The organism is Microbacterium sp. F01 (assembly GCF_056156365.1).
The window spans coordinates 3,859,396-3,878,673 of the sequence record NZ_CM149592.1 but is presented as its reverse complement, the minus strand read 5'-3'; the positions used below and the strand labels follow the sequence as shown (position 1 = coordinate 3,878,673).

General features: G+C 70.2%; 14 protein-coding genes. 1 reads left to right on the top strand and 13 read right to left on the bottom strand.

The features are described from left to right. Positions 1-96: 96 nt before the first annotated feature. The 13 genes from ACVN90_RS17840 to ACVN90_RS17780 all read right to left on the bottom strand — a co-directional run bounded on the left by ACVN90_RS17840 (position 97) and on the right by ACVN90_RS17780 (position 17,947). Positions 97-1,401: an alpha-galactosidase gene (locus tag ACVN90_RS17840; protein ID WP_475099537.1), complete on the bottom strand. Its 1,305-nt coding sequence runs from the start codon at positions 1,399-1,401 to the stop codon at positions 97-99. Positions 1,402-1,429: 28 nt separating this feature from the next. Then, entirely contained in the window at positions 1,430-3,679 is a 2,250-nt protein-coding gene (locus tag ACVN90_RS17835) for a beta-galactosidase (RefSeq protein ID WP_475099536.1), read from the bottom strand. A gap of 32 nt (positions 3,680-3,711) precedes the next feature. Further along, complete coding sequence (arfA, locus tag ACVN90_RS17830) at positions 3,712-5,232, bottom strand: arabinosylfuranosidase ArfA (RefSeq protein ID WP_475099535.1); 1,521 nt, start codon at positions 5,230-5,232, stop codon at positions 3,712-3,714. Between the two features lie 83 nt (positions 5,233-5,315). Next, complete coding sequence (locus tag ACVN90_RS17825; protein ID WP_475099534.1) at positions 5,316-6,599, bottom strand: ABC transporter substrate-binding protein; 1,284 nt, start codon at positions 6,597-6,599, stop codon at positions 5,316-5,318. Positions 6,600-6,631: 32 nt separating this feature from the next. Further along, complete coding sequence (locus ACVN90_RS17820) at positions 6,632-8,740, bottom strand: beta-galactosidase (protein WP_475099533.1); 2,109 nt, start codon at positions 8,738-8,740, stop codon at positions 6,632-6,634. A 52-nt stretch (positions 8,741-8,792) separates the two neighbouring features. Then, the gene (locus ACVN90_RS17815; protein ID WP_475099532.1) at positions 8,793-9,440 is read right to left on the bottom strand and encodes a DUF624 domain-containing protein; all 648 of its coding nucleotides are present in this window, start codon (positions 9,438-9,440) and stop codon (positions 8,793-8,795) included. Between the two features lie 9 nt (positions 9,441-9,449). After that, a complete protein-coding gene (locus tag ACVN90_RS17810; protein ID WP_475099531.1) occupies positions 9,450-10,373 on the bottom strand; it encodes a carbohydrate ABC transporter permease in 924 nt (307 codons plus the stop codon). After that, entirely contained in the window at positions 10,370-11,365 is a 996-nt protein-coding gene (locus ACVN90_RS17805) for a carbohydrate ABC transporter permease (RefSeq protein ID WP_475099530.1), read from the bottom strand. Before ACVN90_RS17805 ends, ACVN90_RS17810 begins: the two co-directional genes overlap by 4 nt. A 75-nt stretch (positions 11,366-11,440) precedes the next feature. Beyond that, positions 11,441-12,742: an ABC transporter substrate-binding protein gene (locus ACVN90_RS17800; protein WP_475099529.1), complete on the bottom strand. Its 1,302-nt coding sequence runs from the start codon at positions 12,740-12,742 to the stop codon at positions 11,441-11,443. A 238-nt stretch (positions 12,743-12,980) separates the two neighbouring features. Further along, positions 12,981-13,949, bottom strand: a complete 969-nt coding sequence (locus ACVN90_RS17795) for a family 43 glycosylhydrolase (RefSeq protein WP_475099528.1) — start codon at positions 13,947-13,949, stop codon at positions 12,981-12,983. After that, entirely contained in the window at positions 13,946-15,040 is a 1,095-nt protein-coding gene (locus ACVN90_RS17790) for a Gfo/Idh/MocA family protein (protein WP_475099527.1), read from the bottom strand. The genes ACVN90_RS17795 and ACVN90_RS17790 overlap by 4 nt, the downstream gene beginning before the upstream one ends. A gap of 112 nt (positions 15,041-15,152) precedes the next feature. After that, entirely contained in the window at positions 15,153-16,940 is a 1,788-nt protein-coding gene (locus tag ACVN90_RS17785; protein ID WP_475099526.1) for an ABC transporter ATP-binding protein, read from the bottom strand. Beyond that, on the bottom strand, positions 16,937-17,947 hold the full coding sequence (locus ACVN90_RS17780; RefSeq protein WP_475099525.1) for a LacI family DNA-binding transcriptional regulator: 1,011 nt from the start codon (positions 17,945-17,947) through the stop codon (positions 16,937-16,939). Before ACVN90_RS17780 ends, ACVN90_RS17785 begins: the two co-directional genes overlap by 4 nt. Before the next feature lie 329 nt (positions 17,948-18,276). Between ACVN90_RS17780 and ACVN90_RS17775 the strand changes: the two genes are divergently transcribed. Then, positions 18,277-19,278 carry an ABC transporter permease subunit gene (locus tag ACVN90_RS17775; protein ID WP_220375568.1) on the top strand — a complete coding sequence of 334 codons (1,002 nt, stop codon included), beginning with the start codon at positions 18,277-18,279 and terminating at the stop codon, positions 19,276-19,278.

Here is a 19,278-nt window from a genome sequence, read left to right as displayed (position 1 = left end):
AACGGGACCGAAAGGCGGGTAAACGCTTTCCAATAGTGTGACACGGGATCGGATGCGGCGCAAGCGCTTTCCCAGCAGCATCCGATCACCGTTCCGTCAGGCGCGCAAGAGCACGCACCCGTGCGGCTCGAGCGACACCCGCACGACCGAGCTGCCGGGAGCGACCCCGCGCGCGGCATCCGACTGCTCGTGCACGGCTTCGACCGGAATGGATGCTGCGCCCCACACGTCCACGACGGCGACCGGCGCGGGACCCAACCCGAGGGAGCGGGTGTCGAACGGCACCTCGCGCGCCTCGTCGGCGGTGTTGAAGACGGCGACCCAGCGGGTGGCGCCGCGTTCGGCGGTCCAGACCACCAGGTCGCGCTCGCGCAGCAGCTCGCGGTTGCCGGTGGAGTCCTGCAGGATCTCGAGCACGTCGTCGTTCTGGAAGAGCGCGACCGTCTCGGGCGCGCTCGTCGGCAGGTCGCCGCCGATCATGAGCGGGGAGCGCGCCATGACCCAGAGCGTGACGAGCGAACGGCGCTCGGCGAGCGTGAGCGCGCCCTCGCGCGGTTCGCCGCGCTCGGCGCGGATGCCGATGCGGCCGAGCGGCAGCATGTCGGCGTCGGGCCAGCCCTCGGGTCCGGCCGACGGCGCCCAGCGCGCGAGGCGCGCGAAGTTCGCCTCGAGGTCGTCCCACCGGTCCCAGAGGTCGTCGCAGATGCGCCACATGGTGGCGTGCGCGCGCAGGTGCTCGAGGTGCGCGGCCGACAGGTCGCGGCCGGGCGACAGCGACAGGGCGATCTCGCGCGGCGCGGTCTCGATCGCCGTCGAGAGGGCCTCGATCTCGGCGGCCTGGTACGGCCACAGCATGTCGTCCGCCTTGATGAAGTCGACGCCCCACTGCGCGTACTGGTCGGCGATCGAGTGGTAGTAGGCCGCCGCACCTGGCGTGCTGTGGTCGAGCCCGACGTAGTGCGGGTTCCACTCGCAGGCGTTCGCCGGTTCGGCGATGCCCGCCGCGGTGGCCTCGACACCGAGCACGGGCACGTCGCGATCGACGGCGATCCGCGGGATGCCGCGCATGATGTGGATGCCGAACTTCAGGCCCAGCTCGTGCACGCGCGCCGCGAGCGGGCCGAACCCGGCGCCGCCGGCCGCCGAGGGGAAGCGCACCGGATCCGGTTGGACGCGTCCGAACCCGTCGATCACCAGCGGGGCGGACTCGTTGTAGCCGTGCGACCGGGCGGTGGGGTCTGCCCAGTCGATGTCGACGACGATCGTGTCCCAGCCATGGGGGAGCAGGTGCTCGGCCATGAACTCGGCGTTGGCGAGCACCTCGGCCTCGGTCACGGTCGTGCCATAGCAGTCCCAGCTGTTCCACCCCATGGGCGGGGTGGCGGCCTTGCGCAGCGTCATCGCTGTCTCGCCTTCCTGTCGTGGCTCTTCAGCGGATCTCGCGCCAGAGGGCGCGCTGGTCGACACGGGCGTCGTCGAGCTCGCAGAGCCCGTCGGCCGACGCCGCGAGGCGGGCCGCGGCGTCCTCCGGCAGATGCACGCCGGTGCCGCGCCGCAGCGGAAGGACGTGCAGCTCGACGCTCGCGTCGGGGCGTGCGCCGACGTCGCGGAGATTCGCGACGAGTTCGGAGCCGTCCCAGAACCGGTCGGTCGCGGTCACGCCGTCGACGCGCAGCTGCGCGACGTCGCCCGCCCATCGCACACGGAGCACGGCGTCGGCATCGAGGCCCGACGGGATCTCGAGCCGGTACACCGCCGCGTGTGCGTCGAGCACGGCGTCGTCCGGCGCCGCCTGCCGGCCGTCGCGCGAACCGTAGTCCCCGGACGGCAGCGTCGACGCGCGTGTGAGACTGAAGGGAACGGATGCTGCGATCCCAGCGCCGTCCACGTGCCCCCACTCCGGCGTCTTCCAGGTGCCGGCGCGGTACTCGCGCACATCGGGTTCCGCGCCGCTCGCGCGGACCGAGACCTCGCCGCCGGCGTCCCACGTGAGCTCGTCGGATCCGACGAAGAGCCGTCGCCCGCCCGCGGCAGCGTCGACGACCCACACGCGGGGGGCATCCGCGGCGGGGAGCACGAGCACGTCGAGGTTCGCGCCGTCGGCCTCCTCGATCCGCACCGGCGCCGCGCCCGGCGTCACCGCGTGCGCGAAGCCGTCGTGCGCGACTTCGACGGGGATGCCGGCGTCCTCGATCAGCACGAGCGTCGGCGGAGTGCTCCCCGACCCGGGCAGCACCGTGACCGCGGAGGCCGTCGCCCAGTCGATCGTGACGCCGGCGACCTGGAGCCCGAGCGGCCAGCGGGCCAGCGTCCCGGGTGGGATGTCGACCGGTGCGCTCGGCAGCTCGACCGGGCCGTGGCTCGTGTCGATGCGGAGGCGCGCGCCGCGATACGTCGGCAGCGGCACGTGCGGCTGATGCCACCCGATGAAGACGAACCCCGCGCCGTCGTCGGCACGCACCGCCCAGCGAAGCGTCTCCGAATCCTCGACGCCCGACGGACGCACATCGGGAAGATGCGACGGCAGCGGCGCGAGCCCATCGCCGAACGCCTCGACGAACGCGTGCTGCAGGCGCAGCGCCGCGTGACTCGGCGCGGTGCGGCCGGCCTCGCCGATGGGCGCGTGGAAGTCGTAGCTCAGCCGCGTCATGTCGTTGGGGTAGCCCGTGGACTGCGTCTCCTCGAGGCCGGGCCCGGGGTTCGTGCCCCCGGTGTACATGTAGTACCCCTGCCACGCCGAGCCGCTTCCGAGCTTCGCGTGCGCGACGGCCGCGATGTCGAGCGCGTCAGGACGCGGGCGCCGATGGTAGGCCGTGGCCATGCCGCCGCCCAGCTCGCAGGTCGCCGCGGGGAACCACGGCGACAGCTCGGACTGCCGCGCGGCATCCTCGCCCCGCACATCCGCGCCGATGCCGGGGTCGTCCCACGCGTCGGAGAAGAAGTAGTGCGCGCGGAACGTCGGGTCCCAGGGCTCGCCGGGGTCGACCCAGAATCCGTCGCCGTAGCCGCCCCACAGCGGCAGCACCTCGGGATCGGGGAGCTGCGCGCCGCCCCACGCCGTCGCGGTCCACAGCGGCGCGGACAACCCTGCCTCCCGAACCAGCCGCTTCAGCGTGACGAGGTGCCCGGGCTGGTCGTAGAGCTCGTTGTCGAGCTGGATCCCGAGCACGGTCTCGGGCGTGCAGCGGCCGTCGAGCGCGGCCGCGAGGTGCGCGAACCACTCCCGGACGAGTTCGAGGTAGGCGGGGTCGTCGGTGCGATGCTTCACGTGGGCCTGCTGCACCCAGTCGGGGAACCCGCCGTTGCGCATCTCGCCGTGCGCCCACGGCCCGATCCGCATGATGATCTCGAGGCCTTCAGCGCGGACGGCGTCGACGAACGCTGCCACGTCGTAACGCCCGTCGAAGCGGGTCTCGCCGCGCACCGGCTCGTGGTGCAGCCAGAACACGTAAGTCGACACGACCGAGATGCCGCCCGCGCGCATCAGCCGCAGTCGCTCGGTCCACCGCTCGCGCGGCACGCGCGTGTAGTGCAGCTCGCCCGACACCGGCAGCCACGGCCGACCGTCGCGCAGGAGCGCGCGACTGGTGAGCGTGAGCCCTGCGCGCGTGTCCTCGGTGTTCGCCATCGCCGGACGCAGCTCCGCGCGGGAGTGGCCGGCGGCGTCGGCGCGCAGCATCCGTGTGTCCGTCCGAAGAGTCGGCGAAGCGCTCACGCGAGCCGGACCGCCGTCCATGACACGGCCGGCAGTGCCAGCGACAGTACATCGCCGTCGATGGATGCTGCGGCCTCGCGCACGCCGACCCGCTCACGGTCTTCGAGCGTGTTGGCCGCGTAGAGGTCGTCGTCGTGGAGCAGGTGCGACTCGACGACCGCGACCTCGCGACCGAGGGCGCGCACCAGCGGAGCGAGGTCGACGCGCAGGTCCGCGGCATCCGTCGTCGAACGGTTCACGACGAACAGCGACACGCCCTCGTCGTCGACGGTGGCGACCGCGTTCACCGCCTCGACCTCGCCGAGCTTCTCGCTGGTGAACGTGCCCGCCGACACCGGCACGCGCACGGCGCGGCCCTGCGCGAGGCGCGAGGTGATCGAGAACGGGAAGAACGTCGTCTGGCGCCAGGCGGGTCCGCCCGGCTCGGTCATGATCGGGGCGATCACGTTGACGAGCTGCGCGAGCGACGCCGAGCGCACGCGGTCGGCGTGCTGCAGCAGCGTGATCATGAGGTCGCCGAACACGACGGCGTCGAGGGCGCTGTAGGTGTCTTCGAGCAGGCGCGGTGCGACCGGCCAGCCCTTCTCCTCGGGCTTGTCGTTCTGACCGCCCTGGTCGTCGTGGAGGTACCAGACGTTCCATTCGTCGAACGAGATCATGATGCGCTTGTCGCTCTTCTTCGTCGCGGCGACCGTGTCGGCGATGGCGACCACCGACTCGATGAAGCGCGCCATGTCGACGCCCGACGCCAGGAACTCCTGCGCGTCGCCGCCCTGCTCCTGGTAGTAGGAGTGGCACGAGATGAACTCGACGTCGTCGAACGTGTGCTCGAGGACCGTGCGCTCCCACGTGCCGAAGGTGGGCATAGACCGGGCGGACGAGCCGCACACGACCAGCTCGACACCGGGGTCGATCATGCGCATCGCCTTCGCGGTCTGCGCGGCGAGCTTGCCGTAGTCGTCGGCGTTCTTGTGCCCGACCTGCCACGGCCCGTCCATCTCGTTGCCGAGACACCACATCTTCACGGAGAACGGCGTCTCGCGCCCGTTGGCTGCGCGCTGGTCGGTCCATGCCGTCTGCGTGTCGGCGTTGGCGTACTCGAGCAGGTCGAGCGCCTCCTGCGTGCCGCGGGTGCCGAGGTTGACGGCGAGCATCAGCTCGCTGCCGACGCGGTCGAGCCAAGCCTGGAACTCGTGCAGGCCCACCTCGTTGGTCTCGGTCGAGTGCCACGCCAGGTCGAGGCGGCGCGGGCGCTCTGACACCGGGCCGATGCCGTCCTCCCACTTGTAGCCGGACACGAAATTGCCGCCCGGGTAGCGGATGGTCGAGACGCCCAGCTCCTTCACGAGCTCGACGACGTCGGTGCGGAAGCCGTCGGCGTCGGCGGAGGGGTGCCCCGGCTCGAAGATGCCGTCGTAGATGTGGCGTCCGAGGTGCTCGACGAAGCCGCCGAACAGGCGGCGGTCGATGTCGGCGATCTCGTAGTGCGGGTCGAGTCGTGCGGTCGCGTCGGTCACGGGGTGGTCCTCTCGAGTGCGGGGGAGCGGATGCTGCGGCACGGGGCCGTGCCGCAGCATCCGCTCACGTGAATCTGGTCGGATCAGCCGAGGATGGCGTCCGCCTCGGCGAAGAACTGGGTCACGGCGTCGTCGACCGAGAGCACACCGAGGCCGATCGACTTGCCGGCGTCCCAGAAGGCCTGCTCGAGCGAGCCGTAGCCGACCACGGGGACCGGCGGGGCATCGCCGATGCGCTCGGACGCCGACTCGATGTAATCGGCGACCTGCTTGTCGGCACCCTCGAGCGTCGTGCCCTCGAGCTTCGACGAGGACGCGGGGAAGCCGAGCGTGGTGCCGAAGATCTCGCCTGCCTCCGGGCTGTTCACGACGAAGTCGAGGAAGAGCGCCGCTGCCTCGGGGTGCTCCGTGTTCGCGGCGATCGCGACTTGGAGGCCCGCCTGGCGGTAGAGGTCCTTCGAGCCCTCCTTCGCGGTGGGCGGCGCGACGAGCGAGATCGACGAGGCGCCGGAGTCGGCGAGATAGCCGCCCAGGAAGTTGCTCCAGCTCATCTCACTCGCGGTGATGCCGGCGCCGAAACCGGACTTGGGCGAGAGCTCCTCGAGCTTCTGCTGCGGCACGGTGACCCCGTCGCGGATCTCGGCGCCGGACTCCCAGAACTCGCGCAGGTCGTCCTCGGTGAACCCGAGCTCGCCGTCCTCGGTGTAGAGGTTGTCGCCGTTCGCCCGCAGCTGCAGCTCGAAGACCTGGATGCGCTGCGTGTAGTCGGTGCCGCCGTACACCGCGCCGCCGGTGGCGTCGGTGACCGAGGCCATCCACTCGTCGAAGTCGGCGAAGCTCGTGCCGCCCTCCGGCGCCTCGACGCCCGCCTGCGTGACGAGGTCGTCGTTGACGAAGTTCGCCCACAGGCTGTAGCCGGTCGGCAGCGAGTACTGCACGCCCTCCAGGGCGCCCGTGCCGAGCAGCGACTCCTCGAAGGTCGTGGTGTCGATGTAGTCCGACACGTCGGCGAGATCGAGCAGGTTCCCCGACTCCGCGTACTGGCGGAGGTAGCTGTCGGAGAACTGGAACACGTCCGGGAGGCCCCCGCCGGCCGCCTCGGTCTGGCGCTTCTCCCAGAAGCTCGGGAAGTCGGTGAACGACGTGTTGATCGTGATGTTCGGGTACTCCTCGTTGAACGCCGCGATCAGGTCGTTGTAGCGGGTCGCGCGGTCGTCATTTCCCCAGAAGGCGAAGTCGATGCTGACCTTCTCGTCCGGGTCGAACGCGGCGGCGTCCTCCTGGGCGCCGCCGGAGCAGCCCGAGAGGACGAGCGCGGCGCCGGCGGTCAGGGCGGCGGCCGCGAGCAGGGGGCGAGGTGCAGGCATGGAGGTGCTCCAGTCGTGTGTGGTGGTGAGGGTCAGGAGTGGGTCGCGGTGGCGCGGGCGCGGGGCGCGGCGGCGCCTGCGGTGGCGACCGGCGCCGACACGAACGCGACGCCCTGCGGATCGAGCACCACGCGCTCGACGGCGACACCGGTCTCGGCATCCGTCCCGTCGAGCGCGATCTCGACGCGCACGTCGCCGTGGTTGATGAGCGTGACGAGGTCGCCCCGGCGCGCGGCCTCGACACCGGCGGGCAGATCCGCCACGACGGGACGGACACCGGATGCTGCGACCACGGCCGCGACGACGGCGTCGAGCGCGTCGGAGGCCGGTCCGCCGGCCGAACCGCCGTCGGTCACCGGCTGCGTGGCGGTGTACCAGGCCTCGCCCGAGCCGAAGCGGTGGCGCGTGAGTGCGGGGGCACCGGCCTGCGGGCCCGAGGAGAACGCTGCGACCACTGTCGCGCCGGCGGCGTGGACCGCCTCGGCGACCAGGCGCCCCGGCAGCTCGACCCCGTCGAGCTCGAACGTCACGGTGCCGCGACTCGCGGCATCGCGTGCGGCCTGGACGGCGTCGGCGCTCAGCGCGCCGACGCCCGAACCGCCCGAGGATCGGCCGGCGAGCACGTTGAAGTCCTCGAAGCGCAGGCCCAGCACCGGGCCGAGCTGCGTCAGGAAGCCGCCGGTGCGGAACTGGTCGTGCCCGTCGACGATGTCGGTGAACGGGCCGGTGAGGAGCGTCCCGCCGTCGTCGACGAAGCGGGCGAGCGCCGAGGCGCCCTCGTCGCGCAGCAGGTAGAGGGCCGGGGCGACGACGAGGTCGTACGAGTGGTCGACCTCCTCGGGGCCGACGATGTCGACCTGGATGCCCCGAGCGTGGAAGGCGCCGTACCACTCGAGCACGAGCGCGAGGTAGTCGACCTCGGTGGGGTGGTCCCGCTCTTCGACGGCCCACCAGTTCTCCCAGTCGAACACCAGGGCGACCTGCGCGTCGCGCCCGGGCGCCGGGAGCTCCGGCAGCGCGGCCAGGCGCGCGCCGAGTTCGGTCACCGCGTCCCACGTGCGGGTCTCGGTGCCGGCGTGGGGGAGCATCGCCGAGTGGAACTTCTCGCTGCCGGCGCGGGACTGGCGCCACTGGAAGAACATGATGCCGTCGGCGCCGCGCGCGATGGACTGCGCTGTCTCGGCCATCAGGGCGCCCGGGCGCTTGCCGGGATTCGCGGGACGCCAGTTGACGGCATCCGTCGCCTGCTCCCACAGGAGCCACGGCACGCCGGGCTTCAGCGAGCGGACGAGGTCGCGCTGGAACGCGGCGTCGCGCACGCGGTTCGGGTTCGCGGGGTCGGGGTAGCAGTCGTCGGCGATGACGTCCATGAACGGCGCCCATCTGCGGTAGTCCGCCGGCTTGAACGGGCCCATGAAGTTCGTGGTGATCGGCTGCGTGGCACCCGCCTCGAGCAGGATCTCCCGCTCCATGAGGTAGCACTCGAGCAGCATGTCGCTCGTGAACCGGCGCCAGTCGAGCATCGACGAGGGGTTGTGGCTGTAGGGGGCGAGGCGCGGCGGGAAGATCTCGTCGAACGAGCCGTAGCGCTGCGACCAGAAGCTCGTGCCCCAGGCCTCGTTGAGCGCCTCGACGGTGGCGTAGCGCTTGTGGAGCCAATCGCGGTACGCGTCGCGCGCAGCATCCGAGAAGTCCATCCAGAGGTGGCAGCCGAATTCGTTGCCGACGTGCCACATCACCACGGCGGGATGGTGCGCGTAGCGCTCCGCGAGCCGGCGCACCAGCTCGGCGGCGAGGCGGCGGTAGGTCGGCGACGACGGGGCGAAGTGCTGGCGGCTGCCCGGCCAGTACGACGCGCCCGACTCGTTCGCCGGCAGCGTCTCGGGGTAGGTCTTGCTCACCCACGGCGGGGGAGAGGCGGTCGCCGTCGCGAGGTTCACGGCGATGCCTCCCGCGTGCAGCTTCTCGATGACGGTGTCGAGCCACGCGAAGTCCCACGCGTCCTCGGTGGGCTGGATGCGCGACCACGCGAAGATGCCGAGGCTCACGATGTTGACGCCGGCCTCCTGCATGAGACGCACGTCGTCGTCCCACACCTCCTCGGGCCACTGGTCGGGGTTGTAGTCGGCGCCGTACAGCACGTCGAGCAGCTCCTTCTGGCTGGTCTTGCTATCGAGAGGGGTGTGTGCGCGGTCAGCGGCGGCCGCGGCGCGCCGGCAGAGCGACGACGGCGAACGTTGCGCAGCCGAGTCCCGCGATGATGAGGGGCGCGAGCATCCACGACATGACGCCGACCAGCACCGCGGCGGCCGCCAGGTACAGGGCGGCGATCGGGTCGGAGGTGAGGGACGACGGGATGCTGCGCACCGCCGCGCGCCAGCCGCCCTCGGGCGTCCACGCACCCGCGGCGACGAGCAGCGCCACGGAGCCTGCGACCAGGCCCGCCCAGCCGACGATCGAGATGAGGCCGCCGCCGGGGAGGGCCCCGGAGTTCGCGAGGTAGATGTCGAGCGTGAGGACGAAGGTGAGGACGACGGCGGCGACGCCGACGACGAGTCCGCCGGGGAGGGCGCGGCGCCAGTCCTGCCAGAACGTCTTCACGTGCGACTGCTCCGCGTTCACGTAGCGGCGCAGGTGACGGATGCCGGCGGCCAGCGCCGCGGGCAGCGTCACGACCAGGAGCCCTGCCGCGGTGACCAGCAGCCCGGTCAGCAGCACCTCGCCGAACAGGGCGAACGCTCCCTTGGCGCCCGGGTAGCGGGCCGGAGCGCGCTCCTCGAGCGTCGGCCCGGCGCCGGACGCGTCGGCGCGACGCGCGGCGCGGAGTTCTCGGCGGTCCATGGTGGGGTCCTATCCCTTGAGGCCCTGGGTGGCGACGCCGTCGACGAGGAAGCGCTGGAACACCAGGAAGAACAGCAGCACCGGCAGCAGCGCGATGAAGGAGGCGGTGACGGTGGCGCCGTAGTCGCTGACGGAGGTCTGGTCGTTGTAGAGGCGCAGCGCGATGGGGAGCGGGTAGTTCTCGGGGCTGGTGAGGTACAGCAGCGGTCCGAGGAAGTCGTTCCAGGCCCAGATGAACGCGAAGATCGAGCAGGTGATCAGCGCGGGCTTGATCAGCGGCAGGATGATCGACCAGAAGATCCGGAGGTGTCCGGCGCCGTCGATGCGGGCGGCCTCGTCCATGTCGCGGGGCATCTGGCGGATGAACTGCACCAGCAGGAACACGAAGAACGCCTCGGTGGCGAGGAACTTCGGCAGCAGCAGCGGGATGAACGTGTCGATCATGTCGAGGCGCTGGAAGATGATGTACTGCGGGATGATCACGACGTGGAACGGCAGCAGCAGGGTGCCGATCATCGCGGCGAACAGGATGCCGAGGCCCTTGAACTGGATGCGGGCGAACGCGTACGCGGCCAGTGACGAGGACAGCAGCACGCCGATCACGGAGCCGACGGCGATGATGAGGCTGTTGGCGAAGAATCGCCACATCGGGACGCCGGCGATGCCCTCCATCACCTTCGCGTAATTGTCCAGGGTGGGGTTGTTCGGCAGCAGGCCCATGTTGGAGCCGAACTCGCTGTTGGGCTTGAAGGTGGAGAACAGCAGCCAGACCAGCGGGTAGAGCACGACCGCGGTGATGACGAGCAGCACGACGAACCAGATGATGGTCTGCCAGGTGGAGCGCTTGACCTTGCGGCGGGGCTGCTGCGGGGTGGCGTCGAGCTGGTTCTCGAGGGTGGCGATGGCGGGTTCGCCGAAGCTTGTGGTGCTCATCGGTTGTCTCCGGCGTAGTGGACCCAGCTGCGCTGGGTGCGGAAGAGGATGAAGGCGATGATCGCGACGACGATCAGCAGGACCCAGGCGATGGCGGCGGCGTAGCCCATCTGGCCGTCGCTGAAGCCACGCTTGTACAGGTACAGGGTGATGAAGTTCGTCATGCCGGCGGGGCCGCCGGTGCCGTTGGAGATGATGTAGGCGGACGCGAACACCTGGAACGCGCCGATCAGGCCGAGCAGCAGGTTGAAGAAGATCACCGGTGACAGCATCGGCAGGGTCACCGCGCGGAAGCGGTGCCAGGGGCCGGCGCCGTCCATCTCGGCCGCCTCGTACAGCTCCTTGGGGATCTGCTTCAGGCCGGCGAGGAAGATGACCATGGTGGCGCCGAACATCCAGATCGCCAGCAGGATCATCGCCGGCAGCACCAGGGCGGGGTTGCCGATCCAGCCACCCAGGTCGATCCCGATGGAGGAGAGGGCGGTGTCGACGGGGCCGTCACTGGCGAACATGGCCCGCCACACGATCGCGACCGAGACGGAGCCGCCGATGAGGGAGGGGGCGTAGAACGCGGAGCGGAAGAACCCGGCGCCCTTGTCGCGGTAGTTCAGCAGCATCGCGACGCCCAGCGCGGCGGCGAGGGTGATCGGGGTGCCGACGAGCACGTAGATCAGGGTGATCTGCGCGGACTGCACGAACGCGGGGTCGTTCGTGAACATCCGGATGTAATTGTCGAAGCCGATCCACTTCGGCGGCGCGAAGATGTTGTACCGCGTGAACGACAGGTACAGCGAGTACGCCATCGGGATCAGCGTCAAGCCGAAGAACCCGATCAGCCACGGCACGAGGAACCCGTACCCGGCCAGCGTCTCCTTCACGACACGCTGCCGCTGACCCGGCCGATTCACGTGCTCAGGGCTGCTCCGGCGGAACAGGGACCGGCGTGAGGACTTCTCACCGGTCACGATGACTCTGGTCGCTGTGGTGCTCACGAGACTCTCCGATACGGGTTGTGGAGGAGTGGTTTTCCGGGCCCGGGCGCATCGTACGCCCGGACCCGGAAGCTGTCACTGGTTGAGGACGACGTCCATCTCGGAGAAGAACTGCGAGACCGCTTCTTCCACCGTGACGGTGCCGAAGTTGAGCTCGGTGCCGAGCTGGCGGAACTTCTCTTCCAGGGTGCCGTAGCCGACGATCGGCACGGGCGGGGCGTCGCCGAGGCGGTCGGCGATCGACGCCTCGTAGTCCTTGACCTGCTGGCTCAGCGGGTCGAGCTCGGCCGCCTCGAGGGCGGTCTCCGACGCGGGCAGGCCGCGGTTGGTGCCGAAGATCTCACCGGACTCGGGCGAGTTCACGAGGAAGTTGACGAGAGTGGCCGCCGCCTCCGGGTGCTCGGTGTTGGCCGAGATCGTGTGCAGCATGGACGGCTTGAGGTACAGGTCCTTCGCGCCCTCCTCGGTCACCGGCGGAGCGATGAGGCCGAGCTCGGTGTAGCCCTCGCCGAGACCGGCGAGGTAGCCGGCGCCGAAGTTGTCCCACGTCAGCTCGCTCGCGGTGAGCGCACTGTCGAAGGCGCCCTTCGGGGCGACCTCCTCGACACGCTGCTGCGGGATGCCGATGCCGTCGCGGATGTCCTGGCCGGACTCCCAGAACTCGGTGAGGCGCTCCTCGTCGAAGCCGGGCTCGCCGTCCTCGCTGAACAGGTACGAGCCCTCCGAGCGCAGCTGCAGCTCGAAGTTCTGGATGCGGCCGGTGTAGTCGCCGCCACCCCAGAACGCGCCGCCGGCGCCGTCGGTGACCTCACCCATCCACTCGGCGTAGTCGTCCCAGCTGCCCCCGGCGAACTCCTCGACGCCGGCCTGCTCGAGCAGGACCGGGTTGGTGAACAGGCCCCATGCGTTGGTCGAGGTCGGGATGCCGGTGGTCTCGTCGCCGACGACGCCGATGCTGAGGATGTTCTCGGGCAGCGGCTCGGTCTCGATGATGTTGCCGAGGTACGGGTCGAGGGGAAGCAGCAGGCCGTTCTCGGAGTACTGGCGGAGGTACGAGTAGTCGAACTGCATGACGTCGGGAAGGTTGCCGCCGGCAGCCTCGGTCTGACGCTTCTCCCAGAACTCCGGGAACGCGAGGAACGTCGCGTTCACCGTGATGTTCGGGTACTCCTCGTTGAACGCGGCGATGGCCTCGTTGTAGAGCTCGGCACGCACGTCGTTGCCCCAGAATGCGAGGTCGAGCGTGACCTCTTCGTTCGGGTCGAACGTGGGCGCGGCATCCGGGGTCTCGTCGCTGCCGCCGGCGCAGCCGGCAAGCACCAGGGCGGCGCCGGCCGCGAACGCGGCTGCGGCGAATGCCCGCTTCTTGCTGAACATCCTTGTCCTCCTTGTGAACGTCTGCGTTCTCTTGTCCGCGCGAGACGTTCCTCGTCTGTGTGTGCGGTGTAGGGCGCTCGTGGTGCTGATCTTGCAATGCTGGAAAGCGCTTGCCCGCTACGGTACTCGCTCTAAAAACGTTTCGCAAGACGTGCGGATGAGAATTTTGAACGATTCAGTAACGGCCCTGTCGCGACGCGAGCGGACGACCTGTGCGCGGTCCCAGTCAGGGGGCGGATCAGCGCTCGGCGACGAGCTCGCCGTCGGCCACGCGCAGGCGCGCGACGTGGATCGCGCTGCGCCGGTGGCTGCGCTCTTCGACGTCGGCGAGCTCGCTGCCGTCCCACCACGGATGCGTGAAGTAGTACAGCCGGGCCTCATCGCCGATCACGACGACCGAGCCGTGCCGCCCGATCTGGATGCCGTCTCGCGGAGCGCCGCTCTCACCGAGGATGACAGCATCCGTCCCGCCCTGCCGCTCCCACGTGACGGCGTCGGTGCTGCGGTAGACGGCCATCCCGCGCCATTCGTCGGTGAGGAGGAACCACGTGCCCTCGAGCGCGAAGACGAACGGGCCCTCGTGCGGGCGCCCGCCGATGGCCGTGCCGTCCAGGCGCCACGTGTCGAGGTCGTCCGACACCGCGACCGCGGTCGTCGAATCCGCCGCCTCATCCTTGTACCAGAGCCGCCAGAGCCCGTCCGGGCAGCGCGCGACGGCGGCGTCGATCACCCGGTCGCTCGCGAGCGGCAGTGGGTCGCGACGGGTCCACGTGAGCAGGTCGGCCGAGTGATACTCGACGATCCGGCGCTCGTGCCCCTCCCACCGTGTGGGCACGCCGTCGATCTCGGTGAGGTACATGCGCCAGCGGGTGCCGTCGTGGATGATCTCGGGCGCCCAGTGCGTGCCGCCGACTGCGGCGGGCGGCGGTCCTTCGCGGAGGCGCAGGCCCGCAGCATCCGGTTCCAGAGTCCCCACGTAGGTCCAGCGCAGGCCGTCGTCGCTGCGCGCGACGCCGATGCGCGTGCCGTGAACCCACGCGACGCCGTCGCCGGGGTGCGGGTGTGTGGCGTGGCGCTGCGTGTAGAACATCCACCAGCCCTCCGCGTCCTGCACCACGGTGGGGTCGGTCGCGCCGTCGTAGACGGGATCGCGGTAGATCTCGCGGGGCGCCGGCGCGCCGGGGTCGAGGGTCGGGTCGACCGTCATCGGGCGGGCCGCAGGTCGATCACGGCGCTCGCGAAGCTCTTGCGGTGCGTCGGGTGTGCCGCGAGGTCGGCGGGCGTGACGACCGCACCGTCGGCGTCGGCCGACGCGTAGATCGCGGCGACCAGCTCGATCGAACGCGCCGGCGCCTCGGCAGTGGGCGGGAGCGGCGCGCCCGAGCGGAGGGCGTCGAACACGTCGCGCAGCAGCGGCGCGTGGTCGCTGCGCTCCTCGGGTCCGGTGATCTCCCAGGCCGCAGCCTCGTCGGCCTCGACGAAGGGCGCCGGGGTGATGCGCCAGTTCTCGTGGCCGTGGCCGTAGAGGTGGTCGACGGTGATCGTGGCCTTCTCGGTGTCGATGCGGATCGAGCTCGTCTCCCGCGGCGACAGCGTGCTCGAGACCACCTGCGCGACGACCCCGCCCTCGAAGACCACGGTCGCGGTCGAGACGTCCTCCGTGTTCGTCTCTCGGTCGAGGCGCCAGAGGCGGCCCTCGACGCGCGTCCAGTCGCCGAGCAGGAAGGCCAGCAGGTCGAGCTGGTGGATGGCGTGGCCGAGTGTCGTGCCGCCGCCCTCGGTCTCCCACTTCCCCCGCCACGGCACGGCGAAGTACGACGCGTCGCGGTACCAGAGGGTCTGGCACTGCGCGACGAGCGGCCGCCCCAGCGCGCCGGAGTCGAGCAGGCGCTTCACGTGGGCGGGGGCGGTGCCGGTGCGCTGCTGGAAGACGACCGCGAGCTCGCGGCCCGCGGCGGCTGCAGCGTCCGTCATCTCCTGCAGTTCGTCGAGGGAGGGAGCCGGGGGTTTCTCGACCACGACGTGCGCGCCGGCCGCGAATGCGGCGAGCGTCTGTGCGGGGTGCGCGCCCGGGGGAGTGCAGACGTGGACGACGTCCGGGTGCTCGGCGGCGAGCAGGGCATCGAGGCCGTCGTACACGGTGGGCGAGCCGTACGTGGCGGCGAAGGCCTCCGCCGACGCGCGGCTGAGGTCGTTGACGGCCACCAGCTCGGCGTGCGGGTAGGCCGCGATGGCCTTGGCATGCATGTGCGCGATCGCACCGGTGCCCACGATGGCGCAGCGGAGGGTATCGGTCACGGTGGCTCCTTCGGGTGGATCGCGAACGGATGCTGCGGCCCCGCCGCACCCGCTCCTCCAGGGTAGGCGGTGGGAACGGAAAGCGCTATCCCGCCGCGCAATCTGGTCCCGGTCAGCGGGGGAGGCCGGTCTGCGTCGCGTGCAGGTGGGCGTAACGGCCGGCAGCGGCGACGAGGGCGTCGTGCCCGCCGATCTCGACGACCTCGCCGTGCTCGAGCACCACGATGCGGTCGGCCTGGCGGATCGTCGACAGACGGTGTGCGACGACGAGAGTGGTGCGGCCCTTCATCAGGCGGTTGAGCGCCTCCTTGACGAGCTCCTCCGACTCGGGGTCGAGGGCCGAGGTCGCCTCGTCGAGCAGCAGGATGCGGGGGTCTCGCACCAGCGCCCGCGCGATCGCGAGGCGCTGACGCTGGCCGCCGGAGAGGCGTGCACCGCGTTCGCCCACCACGGTGTCCCAGCCGTCGGGGAGCCGGTCGACGAACTCCGCGGCGTTCGCATCGCGCAGGGCCGCGCGGAGGCGATCGTCCGTCACGTCGTCGAGGCCGTACGCGATGTTCTCCCGGATCGTGCCCTCGAAGAGCACCGACTCCTGCGGCACCACCGACACCGACTGGCGCACAGTGCGCAGGTCGAGGGCCTGCATGTCGACGCCGTCGAGCAGGATGCGGCCCGAGGTCGGGCGCACGAAGCCGAGCACGAGGTTGAGCATCGTCGACTTGCCCGAGCCCGACGAGCCCACGAAGGCCACAGTCTCGCCGGGCGTGATGTCCAGCGAGATGTCGTGCACGGCATCCCGCTCCGCCTCGTCATAGCGGTGCGACACATGCTCCAGCTCCAGGTGTCCGCCGACGTCCGCGACGGCGCGCTTGCCCTCGTTCTGCTCGAGGTCGGGCTCCTGCAGCACCTCCGAGATCGACCGCATCGACTCCAGGCCGCGCGCGCCGACCGGGATCAGCATGAGGAGCTGTGTCAGGCCGCCGGTCAAGAGCGTGAAGTAGGTCGACAGCAGCACGACCTCGCCCGGGGTGATGGGCAGGAATCCGGTGAGCGAGAAGATCGCCGCGAGCACGAGGCATCCCACTCCCAGAATCTGCATCGCGACCCACGAGATCGAGGCGACATGGCCGTTCAGCATGTCGAGGTGCAGGCCCGCGCGACGCACGCCGTCGGCGCCCGAGGCCACTCGCGTGACGGCGGTCTGCTCGAGGCCGTGCGCGCGGGTGACGGGGATGAGCGACGCCATCTCACCGACGCGTGCGGAGAGGGTCTCGACCTCGCGGCGGAACACCTCGTTGCGCTCGCGCGAGCGGTTGCGCAGTCCATAGCGGATGCCGATGGCGATCGGGATCGCGAGCGCATAGACGGGCAGGAACTGCGGCACGGCGATCGCGGTCATCGAGATCGCGCCGATCATGACCATCGTCGCCGACAGCAGCGGGTGGGTCACCTGCTGGAGCATGAGCTCGATGTTCTCGACGTCGCGCACGACCTTCGTCTGCACGATCGACGAGCTCACCCGCGTGTGGTAGCCGATCGAGAGGCTCTGCAGCCGCGCGGCGAGCGCGTTGCGCAGGTCGGCCCCGGTGTCGCGCACGACCGTCATGAAGTTGCGCGTGTAGACGATGTGCATCGGGTAGTTCTGGAGGAGCAGCACTGCCGCCACCGCGAACCAGATGAGCACCGTGGAGACCTCGCCGCCGGTCGCGACGATGTCGATGATCCGTGCCGTGACGACCGGCAGGAACCACAGCGGGATCTCCTTGCAGGCGAACGCGAGGATGGCCAGCGTCATGCGGCCGGGCCGGCGTGCGAGCAGCTTCAGCACGGAGCGGCCAGGGCGGGGGTTCTGGGCGATCGAGATGATGCGGATGGGTCCGGTAAACGCTTTCTGCGTCATGCCGACATGGTACTGGCGCGAACGATCAGTTCGGGTCGATAGACCACATTTCCGAGGTCGGCGCCCGCGGTGCCGCTGATCCGGGCGAGCAGCATCTCGGCTGCGGTGCGGCCCATCTCGCGGGCCGGCTGGCGCACGGAGGTCAGCGGAACCCCGGCGATCGCCGCGAACTCGATGTCGTCGTAGCCGACGACGGCGACGTCCTCGGGCACTCGCACGCCGCGCGAGATGAGGCCGTGCACGAGTCCGATGGCGAGGTGGTCGTTCGAGGCGACCAGTCCGTCGGGGCGATCGGCGGGGGAGCGGGCGGCGAGCTGCTCGCCGAACGCCACGCCGCGGTCCGACGTCGTGCGCTCGGTCCAGATCGGCTCGAGGGTCGCTCCTGGGCAGCCGGCGACGGCGAGGCGCGCGCCCTGCAGTCGCTCCCGCACCTGCCGTACCGCTTCGCGCGCGCCGACGAAGGCGAGCCGCCGCCGCCCGGTCGCCAGCAGATGCTCGGCGGCGAGCCGGCCGCCGGCGACGTCGTCGAACGACACCGAGGGCAGTTCGCCGGTGTCGTCGATCGCGTCGACGAGGACGACCGGGATGCCGCGGCCCCGCAATCGCTGCAGCCAGGGTTCGAGGGGGCCGAACGGGCTCACCAGCGCCCCCTCGACCTGCACGCGCTCGAACAGCTCGAGGTGGTCGCGCTCCTTGGCGACGTCGTCGCTCGAGTTGCCGACCAGCACCCGCAGCCCCGCGGCGGAGGCGGCATCCTCGGCGCCGGCGACCATGTCGGCGAAGAAGGGGTTCGCGATGTTGATGACCGTCATGCCGAGCAGGCCCGAGCGCCCCGCCCGAAGCTGCTGGGCTGCCTGGAGCGGCACGTAGCCCAGCTGGTCGGCCGCGGAGCGCACGCGGTCGACGAGTCGCTCGCTGACCATGTGCGGTCGGTTGAGGGCGTTCGAGACGGTGCTGATGGAGACGCCCGCGCGCTCGGCGACATCGCGGATGCCGACTCGCTTCATGTCGTTCGTCCTGTCCTGCTCACCGGATCGGGTCCGGGGCCGGACGCCCCCGCGCGTCCGATGCGACCATGGTAGGCGCTTTCCGACCCGTGGGAGAGGACCGCGAGCGCTCCTGATCGTTACCTCCGCGTTACGAGGAGACATTTGACGAATCGAGCACTGCCGCCTACTCTTCAATCGAAGCGGTTCGAAATCGAAGCGGTTCGACGAATGAACCTCGGATCCCGCCTCTCGACAGAGCGGCAGCCACGTACACGAAGGAGTGACATGGAACGGCATGCTCACCCGGCGGCCCCCTCGGCGGATGCCGCGACCCGGGGCACGCTCCGATGACCACTCAGGCGCAGTCGCAGGTCGTCTTCCAGGAGGCGGCCGTCCACAACCTCGACCAGAACGCGAAGAAGGGACGGGGACGGCGGCTGCGTCCCGCGGGCAGCCGCACGTCGTTCACGCTGTTCCTCTGCATCGTGCCGTTCCTGGTGCTGGCGTTCCTGTTCTCGTACCTGCCGCTGTACGGCTGGATCTACTCGCTGTACGACTACAAGCCGGCGCTCGGACTCGAGGGCAGTGAGTTCGTCGGCCTGCAGTGGTTCCAGATGCTGGTCTCCTCTCCCACCCAGATGGCGCAGATCGGCCAGGTGCTGCTGAACACGCTGGCGATCAGCTTCCTCGGGATCGCGACATCCGTCCTGCCGCTGTTCTTCGCGATCCTCCTCAACGAGATCAAGGCGCCGTGGTTCCGCAACTCCGTGCAGACGCTCACGGCCCTCCCGAACTTCATCTCGTGGGTGCTCGTGTACATGATCGCGTTCTCGCTGTTCTCGAGCTCGGGCCTCGTCAACGACGTCCTCACCGACGCGGGACTCATCACGGCGCCCATCAAGTTCCTCGACACCGACCAGAACGTCTGGATCACCATGACGCTCTGGAGCATCTGGAAGGGACTCGGCTGGGGCGCGATCATCTACCTCGCCGCGATCGCGGGCATCGACCAGTCGCTGTACGAATCGGCGCGCATCGACGGCGCCGGCCGCTTCCAGCTCATGCGGTACATCACGATCCCGCAGCTGATGCCGACCTACCTCGTGCTCCTGCTGCTGTCGATCGCGAACATCCTCAACAACGGGATGGAGCAGTACTACGTGTTCCAGAACGCGTTCAACAAGCAGTGGATCCAGGTGCTCGACCTGTACGTCTACAACATCGGCATGACCGGCAACAGCCTGTCGATGGCCACCGCGATCGGCATGCTCAAGAGCCTCATCTCGGTCGCCCTGCTGCTCACCGTCAATGCGGTCTCCAAGCGCGTCCGCGGCGAATCGATCGTCTGA

Coding starts and splice junctions, on each gene's coding strand:
- ACVN90_RS17815 (WP_475099532.1), bottom strand. CDS start 9,440: ATGGACCGCCGAGAACTCCGCGCCGCGCGTCGCGCCGACGCGTCCGGC.
- ACVN90_RS17840 (WP_475099537.1), bottom strand. CDS start 1,401: ATGACGCTGCGCAAGGCCGCCACCCCGCCCATGGGGTGGAACAGCTGG.
- ACVN90_RS17800 (WP_475099529.1), bottom strand. CDS start 12,742: ATGTTCAGCAAGAAGCGGGCATTCGCCGCAGCCGCGTTCGCGGCCGGC.
- ACVN90_RS17775 (WP_220375568.1), top strand. CDS start 18,277: ATGACCACTCAGGCGCAGTCGCAGGTCGTCTTCCAGGAGGCGGCCGTC.
- ACVN90_RS17835 (WP_475099536.1), bottom strand. CDS start 3,679: ATGCTGCGCGCCGACGCCGCCGGCCACTCCCGCGCGGAGCTGCGTCCG.
- ACVN90_RS17780 (WP_475099525.1), bottom strand. CDS start 17,947: ATGAAGCGAGTCGGCATCCGCGATGTCGCCGAGCGCGCGGGCGTCTCC.
- ACVN90_RS17785 (WP_475099526.1), bottom strand. CDS start 16,940: ATGACGCAGAAAGCGTTTACCGGACCCATCCGCATCATCTCGATCGCC.
- ACVN90_RS17810 (WP_475099531.1), bottom strand. CDS start 10,373: ATGAGCACCACAAGCTTCGGCGAACCCGCCATCGCCACCCTCGAGAAC.
- ACVN90_RS17795 (WP_475099528.1), bottom strand. CDS start 13,949: ATGACGGTCGACCCGACCCTCGACCCCGGCGCGCCGGCGCCCCGCGAG.
- ACVN90_RS17825 (WP_475099534.1), bottom strand. CDS start 6,599: ATGCCTGCACCTCGCCCCCTGCTCGCGGCCGCCGCCCTGACCGCCGGC.